The sequence below is a fragment of the Lacrimispora xylanisolvens genome (assembly GCF_002934545.1).
GTDB classification, from domain to species: Bacteria; Bacillota; Clostridia; order Lachnospirales; family Lachnospiraceae; genus Lacrimispora; species Lacrimispora xylanisolvens.
On the sequence record NZ_PTJA01000016.1, the window covers coordinates 109,925 to 133,202 of the forward strand.

Consider the following 23,278-nt stretch of genomic DNA (forward strand, 5'->3'; position numbering starts at 1 on the left):
TAGTGCTTTTTAATTATACACCACCCAGAAGAAATGTAAAGGAGATTTTTGGAATTTTAACGGATAAAATTAGTCCAGACCTTTTCCTCTTTCTCCGGAAGACTGATTCCTGCTGACTTTCCAGCCTCAATACATTTTAAAAGCCATGCCATATTTTTTCCCAGTGTTCTCATTGTATAAAGACCTTCTAAATCCTGCTCCACTTCCTCAGGTGTTCTTCCATGCACCATATTCCAGTAAGAAGAGGAAACCAAAGGCATCTGGGCAATGGTAAAATACTTATTTAAGGCATCAAGAGTTGCAGTCGTGCCCGCTCTTCTGGCAGAAGCGATGGCTGCCCCCGGCTTGTAAGCAAACTCTCTGCCTCCTGCGTAAAAGAGACGGTCCAGGAAGGAAAAAAGAGCTCCGTTGGCAGATGCGTAATAAACCGGTGAACCTACGATAAGGCCATCTGCCTTCTTCATCTTTTCAATAAACTCATTGACCGGATCATCCTCAAATACACAGGCGCCAATTTTCATACAGGTTCCGCATGCGATACAGCCATGAATGGCTTTATTGCCCAAATGAACCAGTTCTGTGTGAATTCCCTCTGCATGTAAAGCCCCTTCCACTTCAAGTAAGGCCCGATTGGTACAGCCCTCTTTATGAGGACTTCCATTTAACAGTAATACTTTCATGACTCACCCTGTCCTTTCTTTAATCCAGCAGCCCCAGCAAATCTTCTTTCGTCAGATTGCTTAAGGAAACTGTACCCTCTGTTATAATCTGCTCTGCCAGATCCCGTTTGGATTCCTGCAGTTTTAAAATATTTTCTTCAATCGTTCCTTTTGTAATCAGTTTAAATACCGTCACCTGTTTATCCTGCCCGATTCTGTGAGCCCGGTCTGTTGCCTGATTCTGTGCTGCTACGTTCCACCAGGGATCAAAGTGAATCACCATATCTGCAGCAGTTAAGTTAAGGCCGGTTCCACCTGCTTTTAAGGAAATAAGAAACAGGGGAATCTCATCGTTTTTAAAGGAATTAACCATATGAAGCCGTTCTTCCTTGGGTGTGCCCCCTGTAAGCATATAGCAGGAAATTCCTTCTCCCTTAAGTCTTTTTTCAATGATCTCAAGCATGGAGGTAAACTGGGAAAATAAAAGGATCTTATGTCCTCCTTCCACTCCATTCTTAATTAAATCAACGCAGGTTTCCAGTTTAGCCGAATCTCCTCTGTAATTATCATAGCATAAATGGGGATCACAGCAAATCTGGCGCAGCCTTGTAAGTTCTGCCAGTATCTGTATATTATCTCTTCCGCTTCTGCCTTCTCTGCCTTCCAGTTCAGTCTTTAAACGGTAGGCATTGGCTGTATACAAATCCTTTTGCTCTCTGTCAAAAGCAGAGTATACCACAGTCTCCAGCTTGTCAGGCAGTTCCTTTAATACGTCTTTTTTCAGTCTTCGTAGAATAAAAGGACCAATCAGGCGGTGAAGGCTTTCTAATACCCATCGCTCCTGGTTCTTTACAATCGGCATTTCATACTCTTTCTTAAACTTCTGGTAATGGAAAAGGAAACCAGGCATCAGGAAATCAAAAATACTCCAAAGTTCAGAAAGGCGGTTTTCGATCGGGGTACCGGTCAAGGCAAACCTGCACACGGCATCCACTGTTTTTACTGCCTTTGCACTCTGGGTAGAAGCGTTCTTGATGTACTGGGCCTCGTCAATGATCTGGAAACGGAATGGTATTCCTTCATAAAGGTCTATATCCCGCTTGAGCAGATCGTAGGAAGTGACAACCACAGTTCCCTTTTCTAAATTCCCTAACTGTTCTTCTCTCTCTGATGCCGTACCAGTGACAGTTTTTACCTGTAACGACGGTGCAAAGAGATGGATCTCATTTTCCCAGTTATAGACAAGAGAAGCCGGACAAACCACCAGAAAACTGGCGTCCGGATTTCTCTGGGCTTCATCAAGGATTAATGCTATGACCTGAATGGTCTTTCCAAGTCCCATATCATCAGCCAGTATTCCGCCGAATCCATATTTGTCCAGAGTCTTAAGCCAGCGGTATCCCGTCTTTTGGTATCCTCTGAGCACAGACTTAAGGGAATCCGGTATCTCAAACTCGCTGTCCTCTACGGATTTCATCCCCCGTACCACTGCTTTGTACAGCTGGTCCCTGTATAATGTTATGCCGCTTTCTTCTTTAAAAAGACCATCCAGATAAAGAGCCCTGTATTTAGGCAGGTGGAAATTTTTATTCTCCATCTCACCTGGATTTAACCCCAGTCCCTCAACAAGCTTTGCGATGGTAATGAGACCATTATCCTCTAGATTAACGAATTCTCCGCTTTTCAGCCGGTAGTACTTCTTTTTTCTGCTGTATTCAGATAAAAGCCTGGCTAAATCCTGACCGGTTAATTCACCTGCATCCACATTCAGTTCAAGCCAGTTTCCTGTACTTTTCACGCCTACAGAAATTTTAGGGGGCGGAAGCACTTTCAGTTTTTTAAATGATTCAGAAAAATAAACCTCTCCTACAGTCATGAATTCTCTGATTCCTTCTGTAAGAAGACGGTATACTGCTTCCTCATCATCCTTGATCGCCGGATAATCTGATTCATATTCCCTGTATTTAAAATACTTTGTGATCATCTGGCTGATGCGGAATTCTCCCGGAACATCTCTGCATACGGTTCGGGGCAGTTTTTCATCTTCAACGGGCTGAAAGGAATAGGTGCCGTAAGAAAGGGTGGGGCGTAAAATCAGTTTACTGGGACCATCACTGTCAAAATCAAACCTGGCTCTTAGTTCCTCCGGTTTAAATGACTCCAGATCAAGACTGCCCGAATCAATGGTACAGTAAGAAGCGATCCTTTTTAATACCCGTTCATAAAAAAGAGGCATATCCTTATTATTAATTACGGTTTCACACTCCACGCCATAACCGTTCATCATCTGGTCTAAAAAAACGCCAAGGGTCTCACTGCAAGGCTGGTCACAACAAGACAGATTTTTTAAATCTCCAAGGTACAGACGGTTTTCTCCCTTTACCACCAGGAGCTTCTTGTCTATGGATATGCGGACTCCATCTCTGCCCTCACGGGCCGCGGTCACAGTCAGATCCGGATTACGACCTGATATTTTCAGCTGTCTTTTCTCTCCTCTGTGATCCTCAAACTCCAGAGTCGTGCCCTTCATAATCCCAAAGAACCGGTCTCTTGCCGTCTTGCTTAAGTTTAAATAACGCATGACCGGACGTGCAGAAAAGGAGCTTTTCTGCATCTGCTCATACTGTTCACAATATCCATTGATGGATTCCAGCAAAAAGTCCAGAAGTGGACGGCTCTCCTTTACAAAGACGGACCGGTTATGATAGAAAGCAAGATTTTTGCCATATTCCACATAGGTTCCATGATCCATGGCATCTGCAAACGCCGCTAAATCCTTAACAAGATAAAGGCGGTCCCTGCCAAGCTTTACTTCCAGCTTCACCTCTCTGCGGTTAACCAGAACGGATACCAGAAGTGAAATCTGTTCTTCCTGGCCCTCACTCATAATTCTGGCAACTTCCCCGTTGGTATACTCGCGGATCATGGCTCTCGCCTGGGCAGATGTGGTAACCGGCTTTCCCTGATTCCCTGATTCCTGTTCTTCATAAGCTTTAAACAGAGCCTGACAGTGAGGGCACATCCCACGGTAGGAATTTCCCTGAGCGCAGGAACAAGAGTAGTCAAATACCTGACTACCCTTGATATGAAGACTTGCTTTATATTCTTTTCCCTGATCTTCCACCAATGCTTTAACTCCGGTTTCACCCTTCCAAAAAGCATTGGCAGTTATCTGTGATACTTTCATATCGCTCACATCCGTTCCATTTACATACGTTCCGGTGCTTCAATACCAAGTACTCCGATGCAGCCATTCAGCACATCCTTTGCCAGACGAATCAGACCGATCCAGGAAGCCTGCTGTTCTTTATTCTCTTCTGAAATGATCTTTGTATCATGATAGAAGCGATTAAATGAATTGGCTAATTCATAGACATACTGGCATATTTTATGAGGTGCCAGCTCCAGGAAAGAGCTTTCTGCCACTTCATTGTATCTGGAAAGCTGGAGCATTAAATCTTTTTCTGCATCTGAGGCAGCGGGAAGAATCCGTTCCTCTCCCTGATACTTATCGTCCAGAGTCTGGTACTTTGCCAGAATGGATTTGATACGCACAATGGTATAGAGGATGTAAGGACCTGTATTTCCTTCAAAGGATACGAACCGGTCCATATCAAAGATATAATCCTTCGCAGCCTGATTGGATAAATCCCCGTATTTTAAAGCTGCCATGCCCACGATTTTTGAAGTTTCTCTGGCTTCTTCCTCCGAAACAGAACGGTTCTCCATAATCTTTTCATAGGCAGCCTGGCTGATATCGGAAATCAGAGTTTCCAGACGCAGCACTCCGCCGTCTCTTGTCTTAAATGGTTTTCCGTCTTTGCCATTCATGGTACCAAAGGCAAGATGAGACATCTTTTTATCGGCAGGAACAAAGCCTGCTTTTTTCGCAACACGGAATACCTGGGTAAAATGAAGTTCCTGACGTTTGTCTGTTACATAAATATACCAGTCCGGCTTTATCTCTTTCTCCCTTTCAATAATGGTACCAAGATCAGAGGTGGAGTATAGCGCCGCTCCGTCGGATTTTCTGATAATGCATGGAGGCAGTTCCTTGGAATCCCCATCCATAGCCACATCAACCACAAGGGCGCCCTGACTTTCGTAGGCAAGTCCTTTTTCGGTCAGTTCTTCAATCACCTGGGGAATATAGGTTTCCGCATCGCTTTCGCCCTTCCATAAGTCAAAGGTGACATTAAGGCTGCCATAATTCATCTTTAAATCAGCCACAGAAACATGAATAATATGCTGCCAGATGGCACGATAGGGAGCATATCCATTTTGCAGCTTTAAGGTTGCTTCATGAGCTCTCTTACTGAATGATTCGTCCTCTTTGGATTTTAAACTGGCCGCAGGATAAATCTCTTCTAATTCTGTGATGGTAAATGGGGCATCTTTGGGATATTCACCTTCAAACGACTCATCAAAGTAGGGAAGTTCCGGCTTTCTGTCTCTTAATTCTTCTATAATCAGGCCCATCTGAAGACCCCAGTCCCCCAGATGTACATCACCGATGATGTTATGTCCCAGAAAACGGCCCATGCGCTTAATGCTTTCTCCAATAACAGCAGAACGGAGGTGACCTACATGAAGTGGCTTTGCCACATTGGCGCCGCCGTAATCTACCACAATGGTCATAGGTTCATGTGTTTTTTCACAGCCGCACTGGTCCTCTCCTGCCATCTTGTTCATATATTCTGCCAGATAACCGGCATTGATCTTTAAGTTAATAAATCCAGGCATCACCGCTTCTACCGTTTCAAAAGCGTGACTTGCTAAAAGTTTTGACACCACTTCCGATGCGATATCAAACGGTTTCTTTTTATAAGCTTTGGCTGCCGCCATGGCTCCGTTGCACTGGTACTCGCAAAGATCCGGACGGTTGGATAAAGTCACCTTTGCATAAATTTCATCGTATCCGCAATCTGCAAAAGCTGTCTTCATCTCTGCCGTAATTAAATCAAGAATCTTCTTCATCGGTTCCTTGTCTCCTTTATCTACTCCATAAATTTCTAAGCTAAATACTAATTATATTACAAGTAATATTAAAAATCAATTTTTTTATGACTTCTCTGCTATTCTTTTATTTAGATTCTATGTTTTTAATATTGTGTGTTTTGTATTTTTGTACGTCTTCATTCTGATCACCATTAAAATAAAATGATTGCAATTCTCATCTGGTATGATATATGATTCAGTTAAGAAGAAACAAAAAGGATACAAATGCCTGGAAAGGAGCCCTATGGCACATCAATGCAGCTGCTGCAACCAACTATGCACTTCCCGTATCTCACTTTTTGAATCCCTTTCCTTTGATGAACAAAAGGAACTGATATCAAAAGCACAGCATCTGGATTTCCAGAAAGGGGATACCGTCTTTCATGAGAAGGATCCGGCAGATAAAATTATGGTCATTCGTTACGGCAAGATCAAAATCAACCGCTATTCCCTGGAAGGAAAAGAGTATGTTCTTGATATTCTTGATGAAGGAGATTTCTACGGAGAGCAGAATATATTCGGAGGAAAAACACTGGAAGCAAACGCCGTTTCCATGGGAGAAAGCGGTGTCTGCCTGATTTATCTAAAGGATATTCAAAATATGATCTTAAAAAGACCGGAGATCGGGATCAAGCTGTTAAATGTGATCGGCAATAAGCTTTCCCTTGCCAATGAACTGGTTCAATTATTATCCGTAAACGATGCCAAGGCAAGGATCGCAGGATTTATTCTGTTCCGAAGCAGCCGGATCAACAAAGACACCATTGAACTGACCAGAGAAGACATTGCAGCCTATATCAACGTCCGCCGGGAAACCATCAGCCGAAAGATGGGAGAGCTTCGCAATGACGGAGCCATTGCTCTGGAAGGAAACCGAAAGGTGCGGATTTTAAACAAAGATTTGTTAAGAGCTATCTTTGAAAACGATATTTAGCCAGAAAACAAAATAAATTTCGAAAAGTTTCAAATAATGATTTAAATCACATTTTTCTTTCTCTCGCCGGGTTATACTAACCTTACCGAAACAGTTATGAACTCGAAAGGGAGGATATAGATGATTACAAATAAAATGAAATTAAACGAAATCGTAAAAGCTTATCCCAGAGCCGTTGATATTTTTAATGACTTTCACATTGATTATTGCTGCGGAGGCAATGATTCTCTGGAAGATGCATTAAATCAGCTTTCCATTGATTCCAAAAGCTTTATAGATGTATTAAATAAAAAACTTGAAAAACAGACAAAAGAACCTGTTCCCACAGAAGTTTTAGACGTTGACCGTCTTATGAAAATGGAAGTTCCGGCACTTATTGATTACATCATTGATACCTATCATGGAAAAGAGCGGATCCTTCTTTCAGAAATTGATGCCCTTTCAAATAAGGTGCTTCTGGCTCATTATGCCCATCATAAGGATCAGCTGATACCCCTTCACGGCCTTTTCTCTGATTTAAAGAAGGAACTGGAAGAGCATTTTGCCAAGGAAGAAAAGCTTGTCTTTCCATATATGAAACAGAGCTATAACCAAAAAAGCGATAAAGGGTATGTAAAAGAACTGGAAGATGAACACGATGCAGCCGGAAATCTGATTAAAGATATCATTGCCTGCACCAATGACTTTACAGTTCCGGATGGAGGCTGTACCTCCTATCACATGCTGTTTCAAAAGCTTCATGAGCTGATCAAAGATATTTACAATCATATCTTCACAGAAAACTCACTGTTATTTTCAAAATATGAAGGAGGACATTAAGATGAAAAAACTTGTAAAGAACAATGTCAACTGGGTCGGTATTATTGATTGGGAGCTTGAATCCTTCCACGGGGCGGACTACTCTATTAACCACGGTTCCAGCCAGAATGCATATTTGATCCAGGAAGAAAAGACCGTGTTGATCGATACCGTATGGAAACCTCATTCCACAGAATTTATCGACAATCTGGAAAAGGAAATTGATTTAAATAAAATCGACTTTATTGTTGCCAACCATGGAGAGGTGGACCACAGCGGTTCCCTTCCAGCTTTAATGGAGAAGATACCGAATACTCCGATTTACTGTACTGCAAACGGAGTGAAATCCCTTACGGGACAGTATCACCATCCGGAGTGGAATTACCAGGTTGTGAAAACAGGAGATTCTGTGGACATTGGAAACGGCAAGAAGCTGGTATTTGTGGAGATGAAGATGCTTCACTGGCCAGACAGCATGGCTACCTATTTAACCGGGGATAACATTCTCTTTTCCAACGATGCTTTTGGACAGCACTTTGCCGTAGAAGAATTATTCAATGATAAGGCCGATCAGTGCAGACTTTGGGAAGAAGCGCTTAAATATTATGCCAATATTTTAACTCCATTTTCACTTCTTGTGAAAAAGAAAGTGGAAGAAATTCAGGCGCTTAATCTTCCTATTGACATCATTGCCACCAGCCATGGCTGTATCTGGAGAGATAATCCCTTACAGATCGTGGAAAAATACTATGAGTGGTCTCAGAATTACCAGGAAGACCAGATCACCATTGTTTATGATACTATGTGGGAAGGCACAAAACAGCTTGCCCATAAGATCAGTTCGGAAATCGCAGAGCTTTCCCCTCAGACCCGAGTAAAGATTTACAACATTTCCAAGTCGGATAAAAATGACATTATGACCGAAGTATTTAAGTCAAAAGCCATTGCGCTGGGTTCCCCCACTGTAGGAGGCAGCATTCTTTCTTCCGTAGGCGGCTGGCTGGATTTCTTAAAAGAGCTTAGATTCAAAGAGAAAAAAGCTGCTGTATTTGGATGCTACGGCTGGAGCGGTGAAGGTACTAAGGTTCTTCGTGAAAAGCTGACAGATGCAGGATTTTCAGTAGTTGAAGAGGAAGCCAAATGCTTATGGAATCCACGGGAAGAAGACTATGAAAGAGCTGCCGGGATAGCAAAAGCGCTTTGTGAATAAGGCAAACGCATCATACTTCACGCATAGGCTAAAAGCCCATAAAAAGAGCAGGGTATGTATTTCTACATACTCTGCTCATGTGTCATCTATAACTAAATGACATTGGGACAGTCCGGTTCTTTTTTTTCCTGATTAAACTCTGGACAGATATTCGCCTGTACGTGTATCAATCTTAATCTTATCACCCTGTTCAACAAATAAAGGAACGTAAACCACTGCACCAGTTTCCACGGTAGCTGGCTTAGTAGCTCCCTGAGCAGTGTCACCTTTAAATCCTGGCTCTGTATCAGTAATAACCAGTTCCACAAATAACGGAGGCTCTATAGAATATACCTTACCATTGTAAGAGCATACCTTTACTGTATCATTCTCTTTCACAAACTTTAATGCATCTCCAACGACATCATCGCTTAATGCAACCTGTTCATAGCTGCTGGTATCCATAAAGTTATGAAGATCTCCATCGGCATACAGATACTGCATGTCTACTCTGTCGATTCTAGCCTGCGGAAACTTCTCTGTCGGGCGGAATGTGCGTTCTACAACGCCGCCGTTTACCACATCTTTAATCTTTGTTCTTACGAAAGCAGCACCTTTACCAGGTTTCACGTGCTGAAACTCCATAATCTGATATACAGTACCATCGATCTCCAATGTGATACCGTTTCTAAAATCACCCGCTGATATCATAAATGATATTCCTCCTTGAATTCACTTCTTAACCTTTTATATTCTATACTAAAATTAATGCATTTTCAACTGTTTTTTGCAAATATCTCCTTATTTCTTTATCATATACGAATCTTTTATGATTAAAAAAGTCATCTGCATGTCCATGAAAACATTTCTCTTCTCTGATATTATAACCGGAAAATAACAAATATACCCGCCGACGGTTAGCTGCGCTTTAATTGCTTCATTTTCTTATTCTTGCGGTAATAATACAGAACAACGGACTCTAGCGCCCGCTTTATTCTGATCTGAATCTCTTCTTTTGGATGGATCCGGCTGACCAGAATGCTGTAGATTCCAGCCCTCTTTGCGCCAAATACATCAGTAAAAAGCTGGTCTCCCACAAAAATTGTATTGGAAGAATTGGTACCCATAAGCTTCATGGCCCGCTGATACCCTTCCACTCCTGGCTTTCTTCCCTTGAAAATATAATTAAGGCTGCCTGCATCCTTGGCGAAAGCGGATACTCTCGGTTCTTTGTTGTTGGATAAAAGACAGGTTTCCATTCCCAGTTCATGAAGCCTTAAAAACATCTTCTTTGCCCGGTTGTCCGCCGGTGCCCCATGGGGAACAAGGGTATTGTCAATATCAAAAATAATACCCCTGATTCCTTTTTTATAAAAATCTTCAAAGGGTATTTCATACGTGGAATTTACGTCTTCATCTGGATAAAATTTCTGAAACATGGCTCTCCTATTTCTTTAACAATTTTCCTATTTCTTCCATAAAGGTATTTACATCTTTAAACTCTCTGTATACAGAGGCAAATCTTACATATGCCACTTCATCCACTTCCTGAAGCTTTTTCATAACCAGCTCTCCAATGACGGTGCTTTCTACTTCTTTTTCTTCCCTGTTAAATACCTGGGTTTCAATCTCATCTACCATGGCAGCGATCTGCTGGGAAGAAACCGGCCTTTTGTGGCAGGAGTGAAGAATTCCTGATTCTATCTTGGATCGGTCATAAACCTCTCTGGAATTATCTTTTTTTATAACCATAAGCGGCATGGTTTCCAGCTTTTCATAAGTGGTAAACCTCTTTCCGCACTTTTCACATTGCCTGCGGCGTCTGATCGAACTGTTGTCGTCTGCCGGTCTGGAATCAATGACCTTTGTATCTGCCTCGTTGCAAAATGGACATTTCACGCCTCGGATCCTCCTGTCTTTCGGACTGTAACTTTTATTATGTATATCATAACTTACAATCCTTAGATTCGCAAGCCCATCTTCCATTAAATACCGCATTTTTCCGTTGCTTTTTCCAAATCCACGTTAACCAGTATGATATCAGGACCTACCTGTCTGATATCACAAAATGGAATTACATATTCTCTTTCCCGTACCAGAAAGCCGCAAAAGCATCCGGGACCTGGCACAATGATAGCCAGCAGACAGCCGGTTTCCATATCAAAATCCACGTCTCCTACAAAACCAAGACGTCTGCAGTCGCAGATATTAATCACTTCTTTTTGCTTCAGATCGCAAATGCGCATAAGACACACCTCCTATAGTGTATTCTATGCGCATGCAAATCCTGTGACACGGTTTCAAATTAAAATTCCTGTTTCTTAAGGGATTCATAAGAAGAATCACAAAGGTACACTTCAGGTTCTAAAATCATCTTCGGTTTCAGTTCATTATAGTATTCGGTTAATGTTGCGTACATATACGGCATAATCCAAAGATATGCAATTCCAAATGAGCAATAGCCAAGAAGAACCAGTCCCATAAAGCTTAAATTAATATAGAAAAGACTGCCCTTGTGCCCTTTCATCATCTCTGCACTCTCTTTTAAACATCTGAAAATCCCTTTATCCGGTGATTCCACAAATATAAACGCAGCCTGGGCCACATACAAAGATGTGATGGTAACTCCGATTAAAAGCAGCAAATAGGTAATAATCAGGAGAACGATCATAACCGGAATATAATTTGTAATTTCTGCCACCGCAAGTACTACATAATAAGGAACGGACCAAACCATTACAGCCAGGAATATGATCAGATTCAGACCGATAAATTTATGAGGCTTGTTTTTAAATCCATAAAGCAGATCTGAAATATGTGCCGGTTTATTCTCACTGATATTTAAATAGATCTTTAAGGTTCCAGGTGTAAACAGGGATACGAGAACAACCATTAGTATCATGGATACCACCACAATTGATATGATGATGATATATTCCGCCATATTGCCCCTTACTCCGTATATACTGCCAGATCCCAGAATTCCGGCGACCAGGCCTGCAAAAAACATGATTACTAAAACGATTGATATAATAGCGTTTATAATTAACTGAACACCAACGCAAAGTCCGTAATTGCCCTGTAGTTTCTGTTTTGCACGTTTTTTTAATTCTTTTGATGAAATTTTCACTAAAATCCACCTCCTGCAGCAAGTTCCTCCATCATTCCCGATCCTACAAACAGAATAAACACAATTGCAGTAAACACCAGACCAATGATAGAAGTAATCAGTCCTGCCAATGCATTTCCCTCAAAGCGATCCTGGGTCTTGGAAAGCAGGGCGAATACAATTCCCAGACTACCAAAGATAAGGCCTCCGAAACAACAGCAGGAAGTGACGATTCCAATAATTCCCATTATCAGTGAGGCAAGTGCCATATTATTCTGTTTATTCTTCAGCGGCTGTTGGTATGTTGAAAGATCATCCAAATTCATTTGATTATCCTGATCCATGAATTATCATCTCCTTTTAATCATAATAAAGGCATTATACATTATTTTCCATTGTATGTAAAATGAAGTTTTTCTTTCATTTTGCGCATAAAAATGCAGCAGGGCTTTTAATCCCTGCTGCATGATGATTTTTATCCCTATTTACTTATTAGAAAGAAGGAACAACCGCTCCGTTGTAAGTATCTTCAATGAACTTTTTCACGGTATCGCTGGTTAATGCTTCAACCAGGGCTTTTGTCTTTTCGTTTGTTTCATCTCCCTTACGGACTGCAACGATGTTGCTGTAACGGGTTGCTGCTGCTGAGGACGCATCTTCTACTGCAAGCGCATCAGAAACTTTTAATCCGGCATCAATTGCATAATTTCCGTTAATAACTGCAATGTCTACATCACCAAGAGAGCGGGGAAGCTGGGCAGCCTCTACCTCTACGATTTTAAAGTTCTTATCATTTTTTACAATGTCATTCTTGGTTGCTTCCAGACCGACACCATCTTTTAACTGAATAAGACCCTTGTCAGCAAGAAGATTTAATGCTCTTGCTTCATTGGATACATCATTTGGTACAGCGATCTGTGCTCCGTCTGCAAGACTGTCCAGAGATTTGCTCTTTCCTGCATAGATTCCGTATGGCTCATAATGAATGGAGCCTGCGCTGACTAAATCTGTTCCTTTTTCCTGATTAAACTGATCTAAATATGGCTGATGCTGGAAGTAGTTGGCGTCTAAGTCACCGGAGTCAAGTGCTACGTTTGGCTGAACGTAATCGGTATACTCCTTTACTACCAGCTCATATCCTTTATCCTTTAAAATATCTTTTGCAGCATTTAAAATCTCTGCATGAGGAGCCGGTGTTGCTCCTACCACAATTTTCTCCAGTTTGCCGGAAGCCTCTGTCTTACTCTCGGTTTCTGCCTTTGTCTCAGCTGCAGTAGTTTCCGTTTTGGACTCTGTTGCTGCAGTGGTAGCCGGTGCTTCTTTGCTTCCTGCGCAGCCGGTCAGTGCTCCTGCCAGAAGCAGGGTTGCGGTTAAAGCATAAAAAGATTTCTTCATAATATTTTCCTCCTGAAAATTTATTTAATAACGCCAGTGGCAGTTACTATTTAATTCGCTTGTCACTCATTCTGGAAAGCTTCATGCCTGCCTCCTGAATCACCTGGACAATAATAACAAGAATAGCAACTGTGATAAACATCATCACAGTCTGATACCGGTAATAACCATATTTGATGGCGATATCACCCAGACCGCCTCCGCCTACAAAACCAGACATTGCGGAGTAAGCAAGGATGGTGGTAACGGATAAAGCTGCTCCTACTAAAAGGGAAGGCTTCGCTTCCGGCAGAAGCACTTTTAAGATAATCTGCATAGCGGAAGCTCCCATGGATTTCGCCGCTTCAATCACTCCGGCATCCACTTCTTTAAAGGAAGATTCCACCACTCTTGCAACATAGGGTGCCGATGCGATTACCAGAGGAGGGATGACAGCTTTTGCTCCCAGCGTCGTGCCAGCAATAATCTTGGTAATGGGCATTACCATAATCAGCAGAATAATAAAAGGTACGGACCGAAGCAGGTTGATGATCAGTCCCAGAATTCTCTGAAGCCAGGGAACCGGGTAGATTCCGTCTTTATCCATAACAATCAGAATGATTCCCAGGGGTATTCCGATCAGATAAGCGAAAAAGGATGATGTGAAAGTCATGAACAGGGTCTCCCAGACACCTAATTTCAACATCGCTATGGTTGCAGCATCAAAGGTCATAATCCTTCACCTCCTCAAAATTAATGTTTGCTGTTTTTAAATAATTTAGAATACGGTTCTGGTCAATTTCTTCTTCCGGAAGCTGAATCACCATCTGACCCATGGCGGTTCCCCCGATATCACGGGTTTCCGCATGCATAATATTTACCGGTACTTTACAGGCAAGTATCATATTGGAAAGAACTGGTTCAAAGGAAGAACGACCGTCAAAGGATATGCGGATTCTTCTGTTGCTGCCAAACCGTATGGCCTGTTCTGCCGCATCTCCCAGAATCAGCTGTCTTCCGATCTTGGACTTTGGTCCGGAAAAGATGTCAGCGACGCAGCCCACTTCCGCAATGTGGCTCTGGTCGATAATGGCAACTCTGTCGCAGATGGCTTCTATCACCGACATCTCATGAGTGATCACTACTACTGTGACTCCCATATTTTTATTGATTTCTTTTAAAAGTCCCAGTATGGATTTCGTTGTGTTAGGGTCCAGGGCACTGGTGGCCTCGTCACAAAGAAGAATCTTGGGATTCGTGGCAAGGGCTCTTGCGATTGCCACTCTTTGCTTCTGACCTCCGGAAAGCTGGGAAGGATACGCTTTTGCCCGTTCCTTTAAACCAACCAGTTCTAAAAGTTCCATGGATCTTTTTATAGCTTCCTTTTTGGGCACATTGGCTATTTCAAGAGGAAAGCATACATTCTGCAGCACATTCCTTTGTGCAAGTAAATTAAACTGCTGGAAGATCATGCCCATGGACTGCCTTGCCCGTCTCTGCTTTCTGGGGCTCATGGCTGCCAGACTCTGATTTTCAAATAACACATCACCGGATGTGGGGACCTCTAAATAGTTGATACAACGGACAAGGGTACTTTTACCAGCACCGCTTAAACCAATAATTCCAAATATCTCTCCTCGCTCAATGGAGAGATTAATATCGTCCAATGCTTTAATGGGACCGTTTGAGGTAAAAAATTCTTTTCCCAGCCCAACCAGCTGAATAATAGGTTCTTCTGACTGCATGTGTCAATTCCTTTCTTTTTATGTACAAAAAGGCCGCAAGCCATGCACAGACCTGCGACCTGAAAATTCCGCATATGCGGTTTCCAGAGAACTCCTATCACAATCTATACAAATGAATTCCTTTATCGGTTTTTTACGCATTCAGAGTAACAACACATCATCATACACATGCCGTTCATCTGATCCATATTCATCTGCATAGCTGTTAACCGTCTCATGGCAGCCGCTCCTTTCCCTAAATCCTACAGAGATAGTAGGTATATCGTTATGAGGCGTATTTTACGCTCTCTTATCTCATTTGTCAATAGTTTTTTTGATATACGGAACTATTATTTATGAACAGAGATCTACAATTACCTGTGCAAAGATCTTTGCGCTCACCAGAAGTTCGTCTATGACAGCAAACTCATCGGCTCCATGCATACGGTTATCCGTTCCAGGCAGAGAGGCTCCAAAGGCGACACCGTTATCCAGTTCATGAACATAGGTTCCGCCTCCCATGGAAATGCACTCTCCCTTTAAACCGGTATAGGATTCATAGGCATTTAAGAGGGTCTTAACGAAATCTGAATTTCCGTCTACGTGGTGAGGCGGGCGCATGGAATCATTATGCAGGGTAAATCCCTTTTCTTCCATATTCTTTTTCACTACATCAAGGACATTTTCCTTTGTTGCGCAGATAGGACAGCGGCTGTCAAAGGTTCCGGAAAGGCCGGACTGTGTCACTTCCAAAAGGCTGAATGCCAGAGTTAATCCACCTGAAAGTTCATCACTCATGGCGATGCCAAGAGCTTTCCCTTCCGTGTCACCGTGAGGAATCAGCTCAAGAAGACGTTCAATCATGGTAATCTGAGGACATTTTGCTAATGGAAGCTTTGTTAAATAAACCAAAAGACCGGTTAATGCATTATTGCCTTCTTTTGGTGTGGAGGCATGGGCACTTTCTCCCACAGCGGTAATATGAGCCAGATCGCCCTCGAAAGCCAGTTCAAAACCAACGCCGGTTTCCTTCTCACATTCTGCGGCCATACTGGTTAATACCTCTTTGTCCAGACCGGCAACGGTAGCATTGGCCTTACCTGGCACAACATTTACCTTAACACCTGCTTTGATGCTTACAAGCTTTGGAAGTGCAGCCGACGGCTCCCAGTCAGCTGTAAAATGACCGTTTAATCCGCCTTTTTCCGTGTTGACAACCGGGAATGCTCCGTCTGGAGAAAAGGTCATGGGTGCTTCCTTTTCGATGGAATAATAATGGGCAATATCGGAACTGCCGCATTCTTCATCGGTTCCAAGGATCAGGCGTACATTCTTCTTTAACGGAATATTTAATTCCTTCACTGCACGCATGGCATAAAGAGCTGCCATTGCAGGTCCTTTATCATCGGAGGTTCCTCTTCCGAATAATTTGTCCCCTTTTACAACTGGTTCAAAGGGCTCTGTCTCTTTCCAGCCCTCTCCTGCCGGCACTACATCCAGATGGGCAAGAATATCAAGCTGGTGTTCCTTATCATTTAAATCGGCTGTTCCCACATAGTTGTCATAATTGGTGATGGTAAAACCATAAGAGTCCGCGATATCAAGCGCTTCCTCCAGCGCCTGAAATGCTCCGGGACCATAAGGCATCCCTTCCTTATAAGGCATCTTCTCACTGTTGATTCTGCAAAGTCTGCAGATGTCTTCAATCATTTCCTCCTTATGAGAATCAATGTACTGGCCAATCTCTTTCTTATACATAAATCCGCACCCCTTTCTGCTTTACTGTCTTTTTATTTCATCATGGCAGCCAGTGTCTCGTTCACTACCTTGCCATCTGCTTTTCCCTTCACTTTAGGCATTAAAACCTTCATGATCTTTCCTTTGTCCGCAGCAGTGGGTGTTTCAATTCCAAGTTCCGCAAGCACACCGCTTATGATCTCCTTAATCTGATCCACACCCATATCCTCTGGAGCGAACTCTTTGTATACTGCTATTCTGAAAGTAGCCTCTTCTTTTATGTCAGTACGGTCTGCCGGAGCCTGCTCAAATGTCTCCTGAGTCTGTCTCAGTTCCTTTTTCACAACTGCATCTGCTTCTTCATCCGTAATGGGCGTATGGTCTTTCTTATCAATCTCAAAATTCTTAAGAGCGGAAAGAAGCATGGATAACGCATCTTTTCTCTGCTTATCCTTTGCCTTCATCGCTTCTACCATCGCCTGTCTTACTTCATCAATTCTACTCATTGTCTGCTGCCTCCTTGTTTTTATACATGACCAGATTCTGCAATTTTTAATTAGTTGTGCCCGAATTCTGATAGTTTGAGATCCGGATTACGGTCCAGAACCATTCCGACACTCCAGCTGTTTACAAAAAGCAGAAGCGGGTTATCTTTTAAGTCCTTAATACGTTTCATGTCGGATGTACCCTGAATTTTTGCCACATCAACCTCCGTGCTGTTTTCTATCCAGCGGATATGCTCATATGGCAGCTTTTCAAGCTTCACTTCCACGTTGTATTCATTCTCCAGACGATAGGTCAGAACTTCAAACTGCAGTTCTCCCACTACGCCTACAATGATCTCTTCCATTCCGGTATTAAATTCCTGGAAAATCTGGATCGCACCTTCCTGGGCAATCTGATTTACACCTTTAATAAACTGTTTGCGCTTCATGGTATCGATCTGACGCACTCTGGCAAAATGCTCTGGTGCAAACGTAGGGATTCCTTCGAATTCAAATTTTTCACTGGATTTGCAGAGAGTATCTCCAATGGAGAAAATACCGGGATCAAATACACCGATGATGTCTCCGCCGTATGCCTCTTCTACAATCTTTCTGTCCTGAGCCATCATTTGCTGAGGCTGGGATAAACGCAGTTTTTTTCCTCCCTGAACATGATTTACTTCCATTCCGGCATCAAACTTACCGGAAACGATTCTCATGAAAGCAATCCTGTCTCTGTGGGCCTTATTCATATTTGCCTGGATCTTAAAGACAAACGCAGAAAAATCCTCATCAAAAGGATCAACCACACCGGTGGTGGTCAGTCTCGGAAGAGGTGAAGTGGTCATCTGAAGAAAATGCTGTAAAAATGTTTCAACACCGAAGTTGGTCAGCGCTGAGCCGAAAAATACGGGAGATAAATCTCCTCTGCCAACCCGCTCCATATCCAGTTCATCACTGGCTCCGTCAAGAAGTTCAATCTCGTCCATCAGCTGTCTGTGGAAGGATTCTCCGATTAAGTCATCCACATGACTGTCTCCTAACTGAACTTCAGTTGCTTCTACTTCCTTTTGTCCATTCATGGCTGCCTTAAAGGTGGTAATTGTGCCTTTAAACCGGTCATAAACACCTTTAAACTCTCTGCCGCAGCCAATGGGCCAGTTCACCGGGCAGGTTCTGATACCAAGTACGGATTCAATCTCATCCATCAGTTCAAAGGGATCTCTTGCCTCCCGGTCCATCTTATTTATAAAGGTAAAAATCGGTATATGTCTCATCACACAGACTTTAAAAAGCTTAATGGTCTGTGCTTCCACACCCTTGGAACCATCAATAACCATGACTGCAGAATCTGCCGCCATCAAAGTACGGTACGTATCCTCAGAGAAATCCTGGTGTCCGGGGGTGTCCAAAATATTAATACAAAATCCGTCGTAATTAAACTGTAACACGGAGGAGGTTACGGAAATACCTCTTTCCTTTTCGATCTCCATCCAGTCGGAAACCGCATGTCTTGATGATTTTCTTCCTTTTACAGAGCCTGCTAAATTAATGGCTCCTCCATATAGAAGAAACTTCTCTGTCAGCGTGGTCTTTCCCGCATCTGGATGGGAAATGATGGCAAATGTTCTTCTCTTCTTTATTTCTTCTGCAATATTCACAAAAATAATTCCTCCAATTATACGTCTGGGTCTCGTCTATTGTAGTATGATTCCAACCATAAGTCAAGATTCTCTCTGGCAGTTGGAATACGGAATTTTTCCTGTTGTGCCTAAAAAATCTCAGATAAGAGGCGGTGTGCTACTTCTTCTTTTGTCATCTTTTGGAGAGCAATCTCTCTGTCCTTTGTGATGATGGTAACTACGTTGGTATCAGTTCCGAATCCGGCGCCTTCCACCTTTAAATTGTTGGCTACGATCATATCAATTTTTTTCCGGTTTAATTTTTCCCTGGAATTTTCCAGCATATTCTCTGTTTCCATGGAAAATCCGCAGAGAAACTGACCTTTCGTTTTGTGTTCTCCAAGCCATTTTAAAATATCTTCCGTCCGTTCCAGCGAAAGAGTTAAATCTCCGTCTTTTTTCTTAGTCTTCTCTGTATTTACCTCTTTGGGACGATAATCTGCAACCGCTGCCGCCTTAATTACCGCATCCTGTTCCCTGGCTTCTTTTGTCACAGCCTCAAACATATCTGCAGCGCTTTCCACCTCTATGACTTTTACAAAAGAAGGCTTTTTAATCTCCGTTTTTCCAGTCACCAGTGTGACAGCAGCTCCTCTTAAAGCTGCGGCTTTGGCGATTGCATATCCCATCTTACCAGTGGAAAAATTAGTGAGATACCGCACCGGATCCAGTGCTTCTCTTGTTGGTCCTGCTGTAACAAGAATCCGCTTCCCTTCCAGATCCTTTTCATAAGCTGCTTCTTTTTCAATGTATTCAAAAAGAGTTTCCGGCTCCGGCATCTTGCCTGCTCCAACATCCCCGCAAGCAAGATAACCCACTGCAGGAGTAATCACTTCCATGCCGTAGGACTGGCAGATTCTTATATTATCCTGTACTATGGGATTTTCATACATGTTTGTATTCATGGCAGGAGCGATGATCTTCTTACACTTACATGCTAAAACCGTTGTGGAAAGCATATCATCTGCCATACCATGGGCAAGCTTTGCAATTACGTTGGCACTGGCCGGAGCAATCATCACCACATCCGCTAACTTGGCAATGGAAACATGTTCAACCTGAAACTGAAAATTGCGGTCAAAGGTATCCACCAGGCATTTATTGCCGGTCAGTGATTCAAACGTAATTGGATTTATAAAATTAGTGGCATTCTCCGTCATGATTACATGGACGTTACAGCCTTGTTTCACCAGCATACTGGCAAGCCCCGCCGTTTTATAGGCAGCAATACTTCCTGTAACACCCAGAATTATATTTTTTCCTTTCAGCATAATCGCCTCCCGTTGTTTTTCCTTTAAAAATATGATACTCTACAGTATAACACAAGAAAAAAAAGTTGGAAAGGAGTTCTCTCCATGATTTTAGCCATCGATATTGGAAACAGTAACATTGTCATAGGAGGCATAGACAGCAGTAAAACTTATTTTGTGGAACGGGTCAACACCAATCACAGAAAGACAGAACTGGAATATGCCGTGAATATAAAGGATATTATGGATCTTAACGGTTTTTCAATTTCTTCCATCGAAGGATCCATTGTCTCTTCCGTGGTTCCTCCTCTCACAGAGGTCATTCTTTCTGCAGTCAGAAAGCTGACAGGCAGCACGCCTCTTCTCGTTGGATCAGGAATGAAGACCGGTTTAAATATTAAAATGGATAATCCCAAATCGGTAGGAAGTGACTTAATTGTAGATGCAGTTGCTGCGTTAAAGGATTTTACACCTCCCATTATCGTCATTGATATGGGAACAGCCACTACCGTATCCGTCATCGATCAGAATGGGAATTTTACCGGAGGAATTATATTCCCCGGACTTCGGGTTTCTCTTGATTCCTTAAGCAGCCGGGCCGCCCAGCTTCCTTATATCGGCTTGGATAAGCCCGGAAAAATTATTGGGAAAAACACCATAGACAGCATGAAAAATGGTATTCTGTATGGCAACGCAGCCATGATTGACGGTATCATAGACCGGATGCAGGAAGAAATCCAAATGGAAGCCAGTCTTGTGGCGACTGGCGGACTGGCTTCCTCTGTTATTTCTCTCTGCCGTCACAAAATCCACTACGACGATGCTCTGCTGTTGAAAGGTCTGCAGATTTTATACGAAAAAAACAGGTAAAACAGATCCGCCCAAAAACTGGAAATAAATTTTGATTCGGCAATCGTATAAAAGCCCTCGAATAAGTACATCATTTCTATGTAAGAGATTAAAATGATGCGGAGGGAAAGATATGTCTGGATACAAAGTAGAGATTTGCGGCGTCAATACTTCCAAACTGCCTCTTCTGAGCAACGAAGAGAAGGAAGTTCTTTTCAAGCGGATACTTAACGGAGATAAAAAAGCCAGAGAAGATTACATCAGGGGAAACTTAAGACTGGTTCTCAGTGTAATACAGCGTTTTTCCGGCAGCAGTGAAAATGTGGACGATTTGTTTCAAATCGGCTGCATCGGTCTGATCAAGGCCATTGATAATTTTGATATCACTCAGAATGTAAGGTTTTCCACCTATGCAGTGCCTATGATTCTGGGTGAGGTACGGCGTTATCTTCGGGATAATAACTCCATCCGTGTCAGCCGTTCCCTGCGTGATACTGCTTATAAAGCAATCTACGCCAAAGAAAACCTGATGAAAAAGAACTTAAAAGAACCCACACTTATGGAAATTGCAGATGAAATCGGGGTCAGCAAGGAAGATATTACCTATGCACTTGATGCAATTCAAAGTCCGGTAAGTTTATATGAACCGGTTTACTCGGATGGGGGAGATCCTCTGTTTGTCATGGATCAGATCAGTGATAAGAAAAACCTGGAAGAAAACTGGGTAGAGGACATCTCTTTAAACGAGGCCATGAGAAGACTTCCGGAACGGGAACGGCATATTATTGATATGCGTTTCTTTGAAGGCAAGACCCAGACGGAAGTTGCGGAAGAGATCCATATCAGTCAGGCTCAGGTCAGCCGGCTGGAAAAAAATGCTCTTAAAACCATGAAGAATTATCTTTCATAAAGCTTTATGTGTGACTCACATGGCATAAGCCCACCTTTTTAAAAGGCAGGCTTAGCTTACATAGTTAAAATTCAACGACAGATTTCGGAATGGTAAATTCCACAGAGCCCATATATCCGGGAGCTACTTCATACTCATCAAATACAATAACCAGTTCTCCGTTTTTATTAAAATAAAAATTCTCTTCTCCTGTAATCCGGTCAAATCCATCTCCGTCTTTTTCCTTAACAAAGTAGGTCAGTGAGTCATCCTTTGCCATCTGGTCTTTCATTTGTGTTTTAATACTTTCCGTTATTGCCTCCTGATACCCATGTCTTTCAGCCAGTAAATCCTTAAGAGAAACTTCTTTTCCTGTTTTTTTATCAATGTTAAATATTTTAACAGACTCTGCACCGCTTGCCATAACAACGGTAGTATTGATCCGAAGGGATAAATACGTTTCATTATCCGCTATTACTTCATAGGAAGAGGTAACGGAGTAATGTCCGTCTCCTGCCAGATCAGCCGTCACCTGCTTTTCATATTCTTTAATCAGCTGGTTTGCATAATCTTCAATGGAGCGGTTCACCTGACCGCTGTCATTGTTTCCGATTGATACCTTTGGAATATCTATTTTTGCATCGTAATTACCTTTTTCATCTTCAAAGGTTCTGAATGTCACAACTTTTGCGATTGCTCCCAAAACAGGGATATCCTCCATGGCACTTGCTGTTACAGAGCTTAAATTAGCCATAACTCCAATGGTAAGTAATACTGCTGCAGCTGCAGCTCCTGTTCTTTTCAATGATCTCATAATGATTCTCCTTCTCTTTTCTTCTTTTGCCTTTTTCATTCCCTGTTTCATGCGGTCGTATGCCGCAGCGGGCACTGGTATACTAAAATATTCTTCTTTTAATTCATTCAGTCTGTCTTTGCCTTCCAAATTTTCAGCCCCTTTCTTAATCAGACGTGTTCTGTTTCCAGAGTAACCCGGATCTTTTTCAGCGCACGGTACAACCTGGTTTTTACCGTATTGACATTCATATTCAGTGCATCCGCGATCTCTTCCAGTTTCAAATCTTCAAAAAATTTCAATATGACAATGGTTCGTTCCTCTTCATTTAGAAACGCAATCATCTCTTTGGGATCATCATCCTGATACTGATCCTCATGAGGAATTTCCAAATCATAAATACTTACCGTTTCATTGTTCCGCTTTCTTAAAAAATCAATGGAAGTATTGATTACAATCCTGTAAATCCAGGTGGAAAGGAGGCTTTGGTCTTTTAACTTTTTAATATCTTTCAGCACTTTATAAGCGCTCTCCTGGACTATGTCCAAAGCATCGGATTCATTTTTTGCATAACTGTATGCCAGCCTGTAATATTTCTCATAATTGTTAAGAAGCAGACTCTCTGCCTGTTCTTCAATCTTTTGTTTCATCTCTTCCTCCTTTTTCGTCTTCTGTTTATTAGACGAATCATAAGCAGTAAAAGTTTCAGGTTTAGGATAAAATGCCAAATTACTGCATAAGTATATGAAACGGCATTTTTCCATTCTGGTACGTTCTAAAAAACATATTTTGTAATATTATATGATAG

23 protein-coding genes are annotated in these 23,278 nt (G+C 42.3%); 5 read left to right on the plus strand and 18 right to left on the minus strand.

The annotated features are described in order from the left end of the window. Positions 1-56 precede the first annotated feature (56 nt). From BXY41_RS23740 to argS, 3 genes are read right to left on the minus strand one after another with little or no spacing between them, the layout of a single operon-like run. Positions 57-680 (minus strand): flavodoxin family protein, encoded by a 624-nt coding sequence (locus tag BXY41_RS23740; protein ID WP_104439363.1) that lies wholly within the window; start codon positions 678-680, stop codon positions 57-59. Positions 681-699: 19 nt separating this feature from the next. Continuing rightward, the gene (locus BXY41_RS23745; RefSeq protein ID WP_104439364.1) at positions 700-3,846 is read right to left on the minus strand and encodes a DEAD/DEAH box helicase; all 3,147 of its coding nucleotides are present in this window, start codon (positions 3,844-3,846) and stop codon (positions 700-702) included. Between the two features lie 20 nt (positions 3,847-3,866). Beyond that, the gene (argS, locus tag BXY41_RS23750; RefSeq protein ID WP_104439365.1) at positions 3,867-5,636 is read right to left on the minus strand and encodes an arginine--tRNA ligase; all 1,770 of its coding nucleotides are present in this window, start codon (positions 5,634-5,636) and stop codon (positions 3,867-3,869) included. A 265-nt stretch (positions 5,637-5,901) separates the two neighbouring features. Between argS and BXY41_RS23755 the strand changes: the two genes are divergently transcribed. The 3 genes from BXY41_RS23755 (at position 5,902) to BXY41_RS23765 (ending at position 8,599) form a co-directional block, all read left to right on the plus strand. Continuing rightward, the gene (locus tag BXY41_RS23755; RefSeq protein ID WP_170072579.1) at positions 5,902-6,591 is read left to right on the plus strand and encodes a Crp/Fnr family transcriptional regulator; all 690 of its coding nucleotides are present in this window, start codon (positions 5,902-5,904) and stop codon (positions 6,589-6,591) included. Positions 6,592-6,711: 120 nt separating this feature from the next. Beyond that, a complete protein-coding gene (locus BXY41_RS23760) occupies positions 6,712-7,410 on the plus strand; it encodes a DUF542 domain-containing protein (RefSeq protein ID WP_104439367.1) in 699 nt (232 codons plus the stop codon). Between the two features lies 1 nt (position 7,411). After that, complete coding sequence (locus BXY41_RS23765; RefSeq protein WP_104439368.1) at positions 7,412-8,599, plus strand: oxygen-binding di-iron domain-containing protein; 1,188 nt, start codon at positions 7,412-7,414, stop codon at positions 8,597-8,599. Positions 8,600-8,731: 132 nt separating this feature from the next. Here the strand turns inward: BXY41_RS23765 and efp are convergent, their stop codons facing one another. The 13 genes from efp to coaBC all read right to left on the minus strand — a co-directional run bounded on the left by efp (position 8,732) and on the right by coaBC (position 19,960). Beyond that, positions 8,732-9,289: an elongation factor P gene (gene efp / locus BXY41_RS23770; protein WP_104439369.1), complete on the minus strand. Its 558-nt coding sequence runs from the start codon at positions 9,287-9,289 to the stop codon at positions 8,732-8,734. A 206-nt stretch (positions 9,290-9,495) separates the two neighbouring features. Continuing rightward, the gene (locus BXY41_RS23775; protein ID WP_104439370.1) at positions 9,496-10,017 is read right to left on the minus strand and encodes a YqeG family HAD IIIA-type phosphatase; all 522 of its coding nucleotides are present in this window, start codon (positions 10,015-10,017) and stop codon (positions 9,496-9,498) included. 7 nt (positions 10,018-10,024) lie between these two features. Then, entirely contained in the window at positions 10,025-10,477 is a 453-nt protein-coding gene (nrdR, locus tag BXY41_RS23780) for a transcriptional regulator NrdR (protein ID WP_104439371.1), read from the minus strand. Between the two features lie 86 nt (positions 10,478-10,563). Beyond that, positions 10,564-10,824 carry a PRC-barrel domain-containing protein gene (locus BXY41_RS23785; protein WP_097006749.1) on the minus strand — a complete coding sequence of 87 codons (261 nt, stop codon included), beginning with the start codon at positions 10,822-10,824 and terminating at the stop codon, positions 10,564-10,566. A 59-nt stretch (positions 10,825-10,883) separates the two neighbouring features. Beyond that, a complete protein-coding gene (locus BXY41_RS23790) occupies positions 10,884-11,708 on the minus strand; it encodes a DUF975 family protein (protein WP_170072581.1) in 825 nt (274 codons plus the stop codon). Next, the gene (locus BXY41_RS23795; RefSeq protein ID WP_242980349.1) at positions 11,708-12,031 is read right to left on the minus strand and encodes a DUF4190 domain-containing protein; all 324 of its coding nucleotides are present in this window, start codon (positions 12,029-12,031) and stop codon (positions 11,708-11,710) included. Before BXY41_RS23795 ends, BXY41_RS23790 begins: the two co-directional genes overlap by 1 nt. Positions 12,032-12,179: 148 nt before the next feature. Next, positions 12,180-13,082: a MetQ/NlpA family ABC transporter substrate-binding protein gene (locus BXY41_RS23800; protein ID WP_104439373.1), complete on the minus strand. Its 903-nt coding sequence runs from the start codon at positions 13,080-13,082 to the stop codon at positions 12,180-12,182. Positions 13,083-13,128: 46 nt separating this feature from the next. Continuing rightward, positions 13,129-13,794 carry a methionine ABC transporter permease gene (locus BXY41_RS23805; protein ID WP_104439374.1) on the minus strand — a complete coding sequence of 222 codons (666 nt, stop codon included), beginning with the start codon at positions 13,792-13,794 and terminating at the stop codon, positions 13,129-13,131. Then, positions 13,784-14,806, minus strand: coding sequence for a methionine ABC transporter ATP-binding protein (locus BXY41_RS23810; RefSeq protein WP_104439375.1), 1,023 nt, complete (start codon positions 14,804-14,806; stop codon positions 13,784-13,786). The genes BXY41_RS23805 and BXY41_RS23810 overlap by 11 nt, the downstream gene beginning before the upstream one ends. 333 nt (positions 14,807-15,139) lie before the next feature. After that, positions 15,140-16,543, minus strand: coding sequence for a dipeptidase PepV (gene pepV, locus BXY41_RS23815; protein ID WP_104439376.1), 1,404 nt, complete (start codon positions 16,541-16,543; stop codon positions 15,140-15,142). Between the two features lie 32 nt (positions 16,544-16,575). Next, positions 16,576-17,028, minus strand: coding sequence for a GatB/YqeY domain-containing protein (locus BXY41_RS23820; protein ID WP_104439377.1), 453 nt, complete (start codon positions 17,026-17,028; stop codon positions 16,576-16,578). A gap of 50 nt (positions 17,029-17,078) precedes the next feature. Then, the gene (locus tag BXY41_RS23825) at positions 17,079-18,668 is read right to left on the minus strand and encodes a peptide chain release factor 3 (protein WP_104439378.1); all 1,590 of its coding nucleotides are present in this window, start codon (positions 18,666-18,668) and stop codon (positions 17,079-17,081) included. A 110-nt stretch (positions 18,669-18,778) separates the two neighbouring features. Beyond that, the gene (coaBC, locus tag BXY41_RS23830) at positions 18,779-19,960 is read right to left on the minus strand and encodes a bifunctional phosphopantothenoylcysteine decarboxylase/phosphopantothenate--cysteine ligase CoaBC (RefSeq protein WP_104439379.1); all 1,182 of its coding nucleotides are present in this window, start codon (positions 19,958-19,960) and stop codon (positions 18,779-18,781) included. Positions 19,961-20,044: 84 nt separating this feature from the next. Between coaBC and BXY41_RS23835 the strand changes: the two genes are divergently transcribed. Both BXY41_RS23835 and sigG read left to right on the plus strand, forming a co-directional pair. Next, the gene (locus tag BXY41_RS23835; RefSeq protein ID WP_104439380.1) at positions 20,045-20,809 is read left to right on the plus strand and encodes a type III pantothenate kinase; all 765 of its coding nucleotides are present in this window, start codon (positions 20,045-20,047) and stop codon (positions 20,807-20,809) included. A gap of 112 nt (positions 20,810-20,921) precedes the next feature. Then, positions 20,922-21,698 carry an RNA polymerase sporulation sigma factor SigG gene (gene sigG, locus BXY41_RS23840; protein ID WP_104439381.1) on the plus strand — a complete coding sequence of 259 codons (777 nt, stop codon included), beginning with the start codon at positions 20,922-20,924 and terminating at the stop codon, positions 21,696-21,698. 64 nt (positions 21,699-21,762) lie between these two features. On the opposite strand, the gene rsiV is transcribed toward sigG, so the two are convergent. Together rsiV and BXY41_RS23850 are read right to left on the minus strand one after the other, a co-directional pair. Continuing rightward, complete coding sequence (rsiV, locus tag BXY41_RS23845; RefSeq protein ID WP_242980350.1) at positions 21,763-22,620, minus strand: anti-sigma-V factor RsiV; 858 nt, start codon at positions 22,618-22,620, stop codon at positions 21,763-21,765. A gap of 20 nt (positions 22,621-22,640) precedes the next feature. After that, complete coding sequence (locus tag BXY41_RS23850) at positions 22,641-23,120, minus strand: RNA polymerase sigma factor (RefSeq protein ID WP_104439382.1); 480 nt, start codon at positions 23,118-23,120, stop codon at positions 22,641-22,643. Positions 23,121-23,278: the final 158 nt, after the last annotated feature.

Bases quoted from the DNA above. Each gene is read 5' to 3' on its own strand.
- BXY41_RS23755 (WP_170072579.1), top strand. From the start codon at position 5,902: ATGGCACATCAATGCAGCTGCTGCAACCAACTATGCACTTCCCGTATC.
- BXY41_RS23785 (WP_097006749.1), bottom strand. From the start codon at position 10,824: ATGCGCATTTGCGATCTGAAGCAAAAAGAAGTGATTAATATCTGCGAC.
- BXY41_RS23850 (WP_104439382.1), bottom strand. From the start codon at position 23,120: ATGAAACAAAAGATTGAAGAACAGGCAGAGAGTCTGCTTCTTAACAAT.
- BXY41_RS23800 (WP_104439373.1), bottom strand. From the start codon at position 13,082: ATGAAGAAATCTTTTTATGCTTTAACCGCAACCCTGCTTCTGGCAGGA.
- BXY41_RS23765 (WP_104439368.1), top strand. From the start codon at position 7,412: ATGAAAAAACTTGTAAAGAACAATGTCAACTGGGTCGGTATTATTGAT.
- BXY41_RS23795 (WP_242980349.1), bottom strand. From the start codon at position 12,031: ATGGATCAGGATAATCAAATGAATTTGGATGATCTTTCAACATACCAA.
- sigG (WP_104439381.1), top strand. From the start codon at position 20,922: ATGTCTGGATACAAAGTAGAGATTTGCGGCGTCAATACTTCCAAACTG.
- BXY41_RS23745 (WP_104439364.1), bottom strand. From the start codon at position 3,846: ATGAAAGTATCACAGATAACTGCCAATGCTTTTTGGAAGGGTGAAACC.
- BXY41_RS23760 (WP_104439367.1), top strand. From the start codon at position 6,712: ATGATTACAAATAAAATGAAATTAAACGAAATCGTAAAAGCTTATCCC.
- BXY41_RS23835 (WP_104439380.1), top strand. From the start codon at position 20,045: ATGATTTTAGCCATCGATATTGGAAACAGTAACATTGTCATAGGAGGC.
- BXY41_RS23820 (WP_104439377.1), bottom strand. From the start codon at position 17,028: ATGAGTAGAATTGATGAAGTAAGACAGGCGATGGTAGAAGCGATGAAG.
- BXY41_RS23805 (WP_104439374.1), bottom strand. From the start codon at position 13,794: ATGACCTTTGATGCTGCAACCATAGCGATGTTGAAATTAGGTGTCTGG.
- coaBC (WP_104439379.1), bottom strand. From the start codon at position 19,960: ATGCTGAAAGGAAAAAATATAATTCTGGGTGTTACAGGAAGTATTGCT.
- pepV (WP_104439376.1), bottom strand. From the start codon at position 16,543: ATGTATAAGAAAGAGATTGGCCAGTACATTGATTCTCATAAGGAGGAA.
- BXY41_RS23775 (WP_104439370.1), bottom strand. From the start codon at position 10,017: ATGTTTCAGAAATTTTATCCAGATGAAGACGTAAATTCCACGTATGAA.
- BXY41_RS23740 (WP_104439363.1), bottom strand. From the start codon at position 680: ATGAAAGTATTACTGTTAAATGGAAGTCCTCATAAAGAGGGCTGTACC.
- efp (WP_104439369.1), bottom strand. From the start codon at position 9,289: ATGATATCAGCGGGTGATTTTAGAAACGGTATCACATTGGAGATCGAT.
- argS (WP_104439365.1), bottom strand. From the start codon at position 5,636: ATGAAGAAGATTCTTGATTTAATTACGGCAGAGATGAAGACAGCTTTT.
- BXY41_RS23810 (WP_104439375.1), bottom strand. From the start codon at position 14,806: ATGCAGTCAGAAGAACCTATTATTCAGCTGGTTGGGCTGGGAAAAGAA.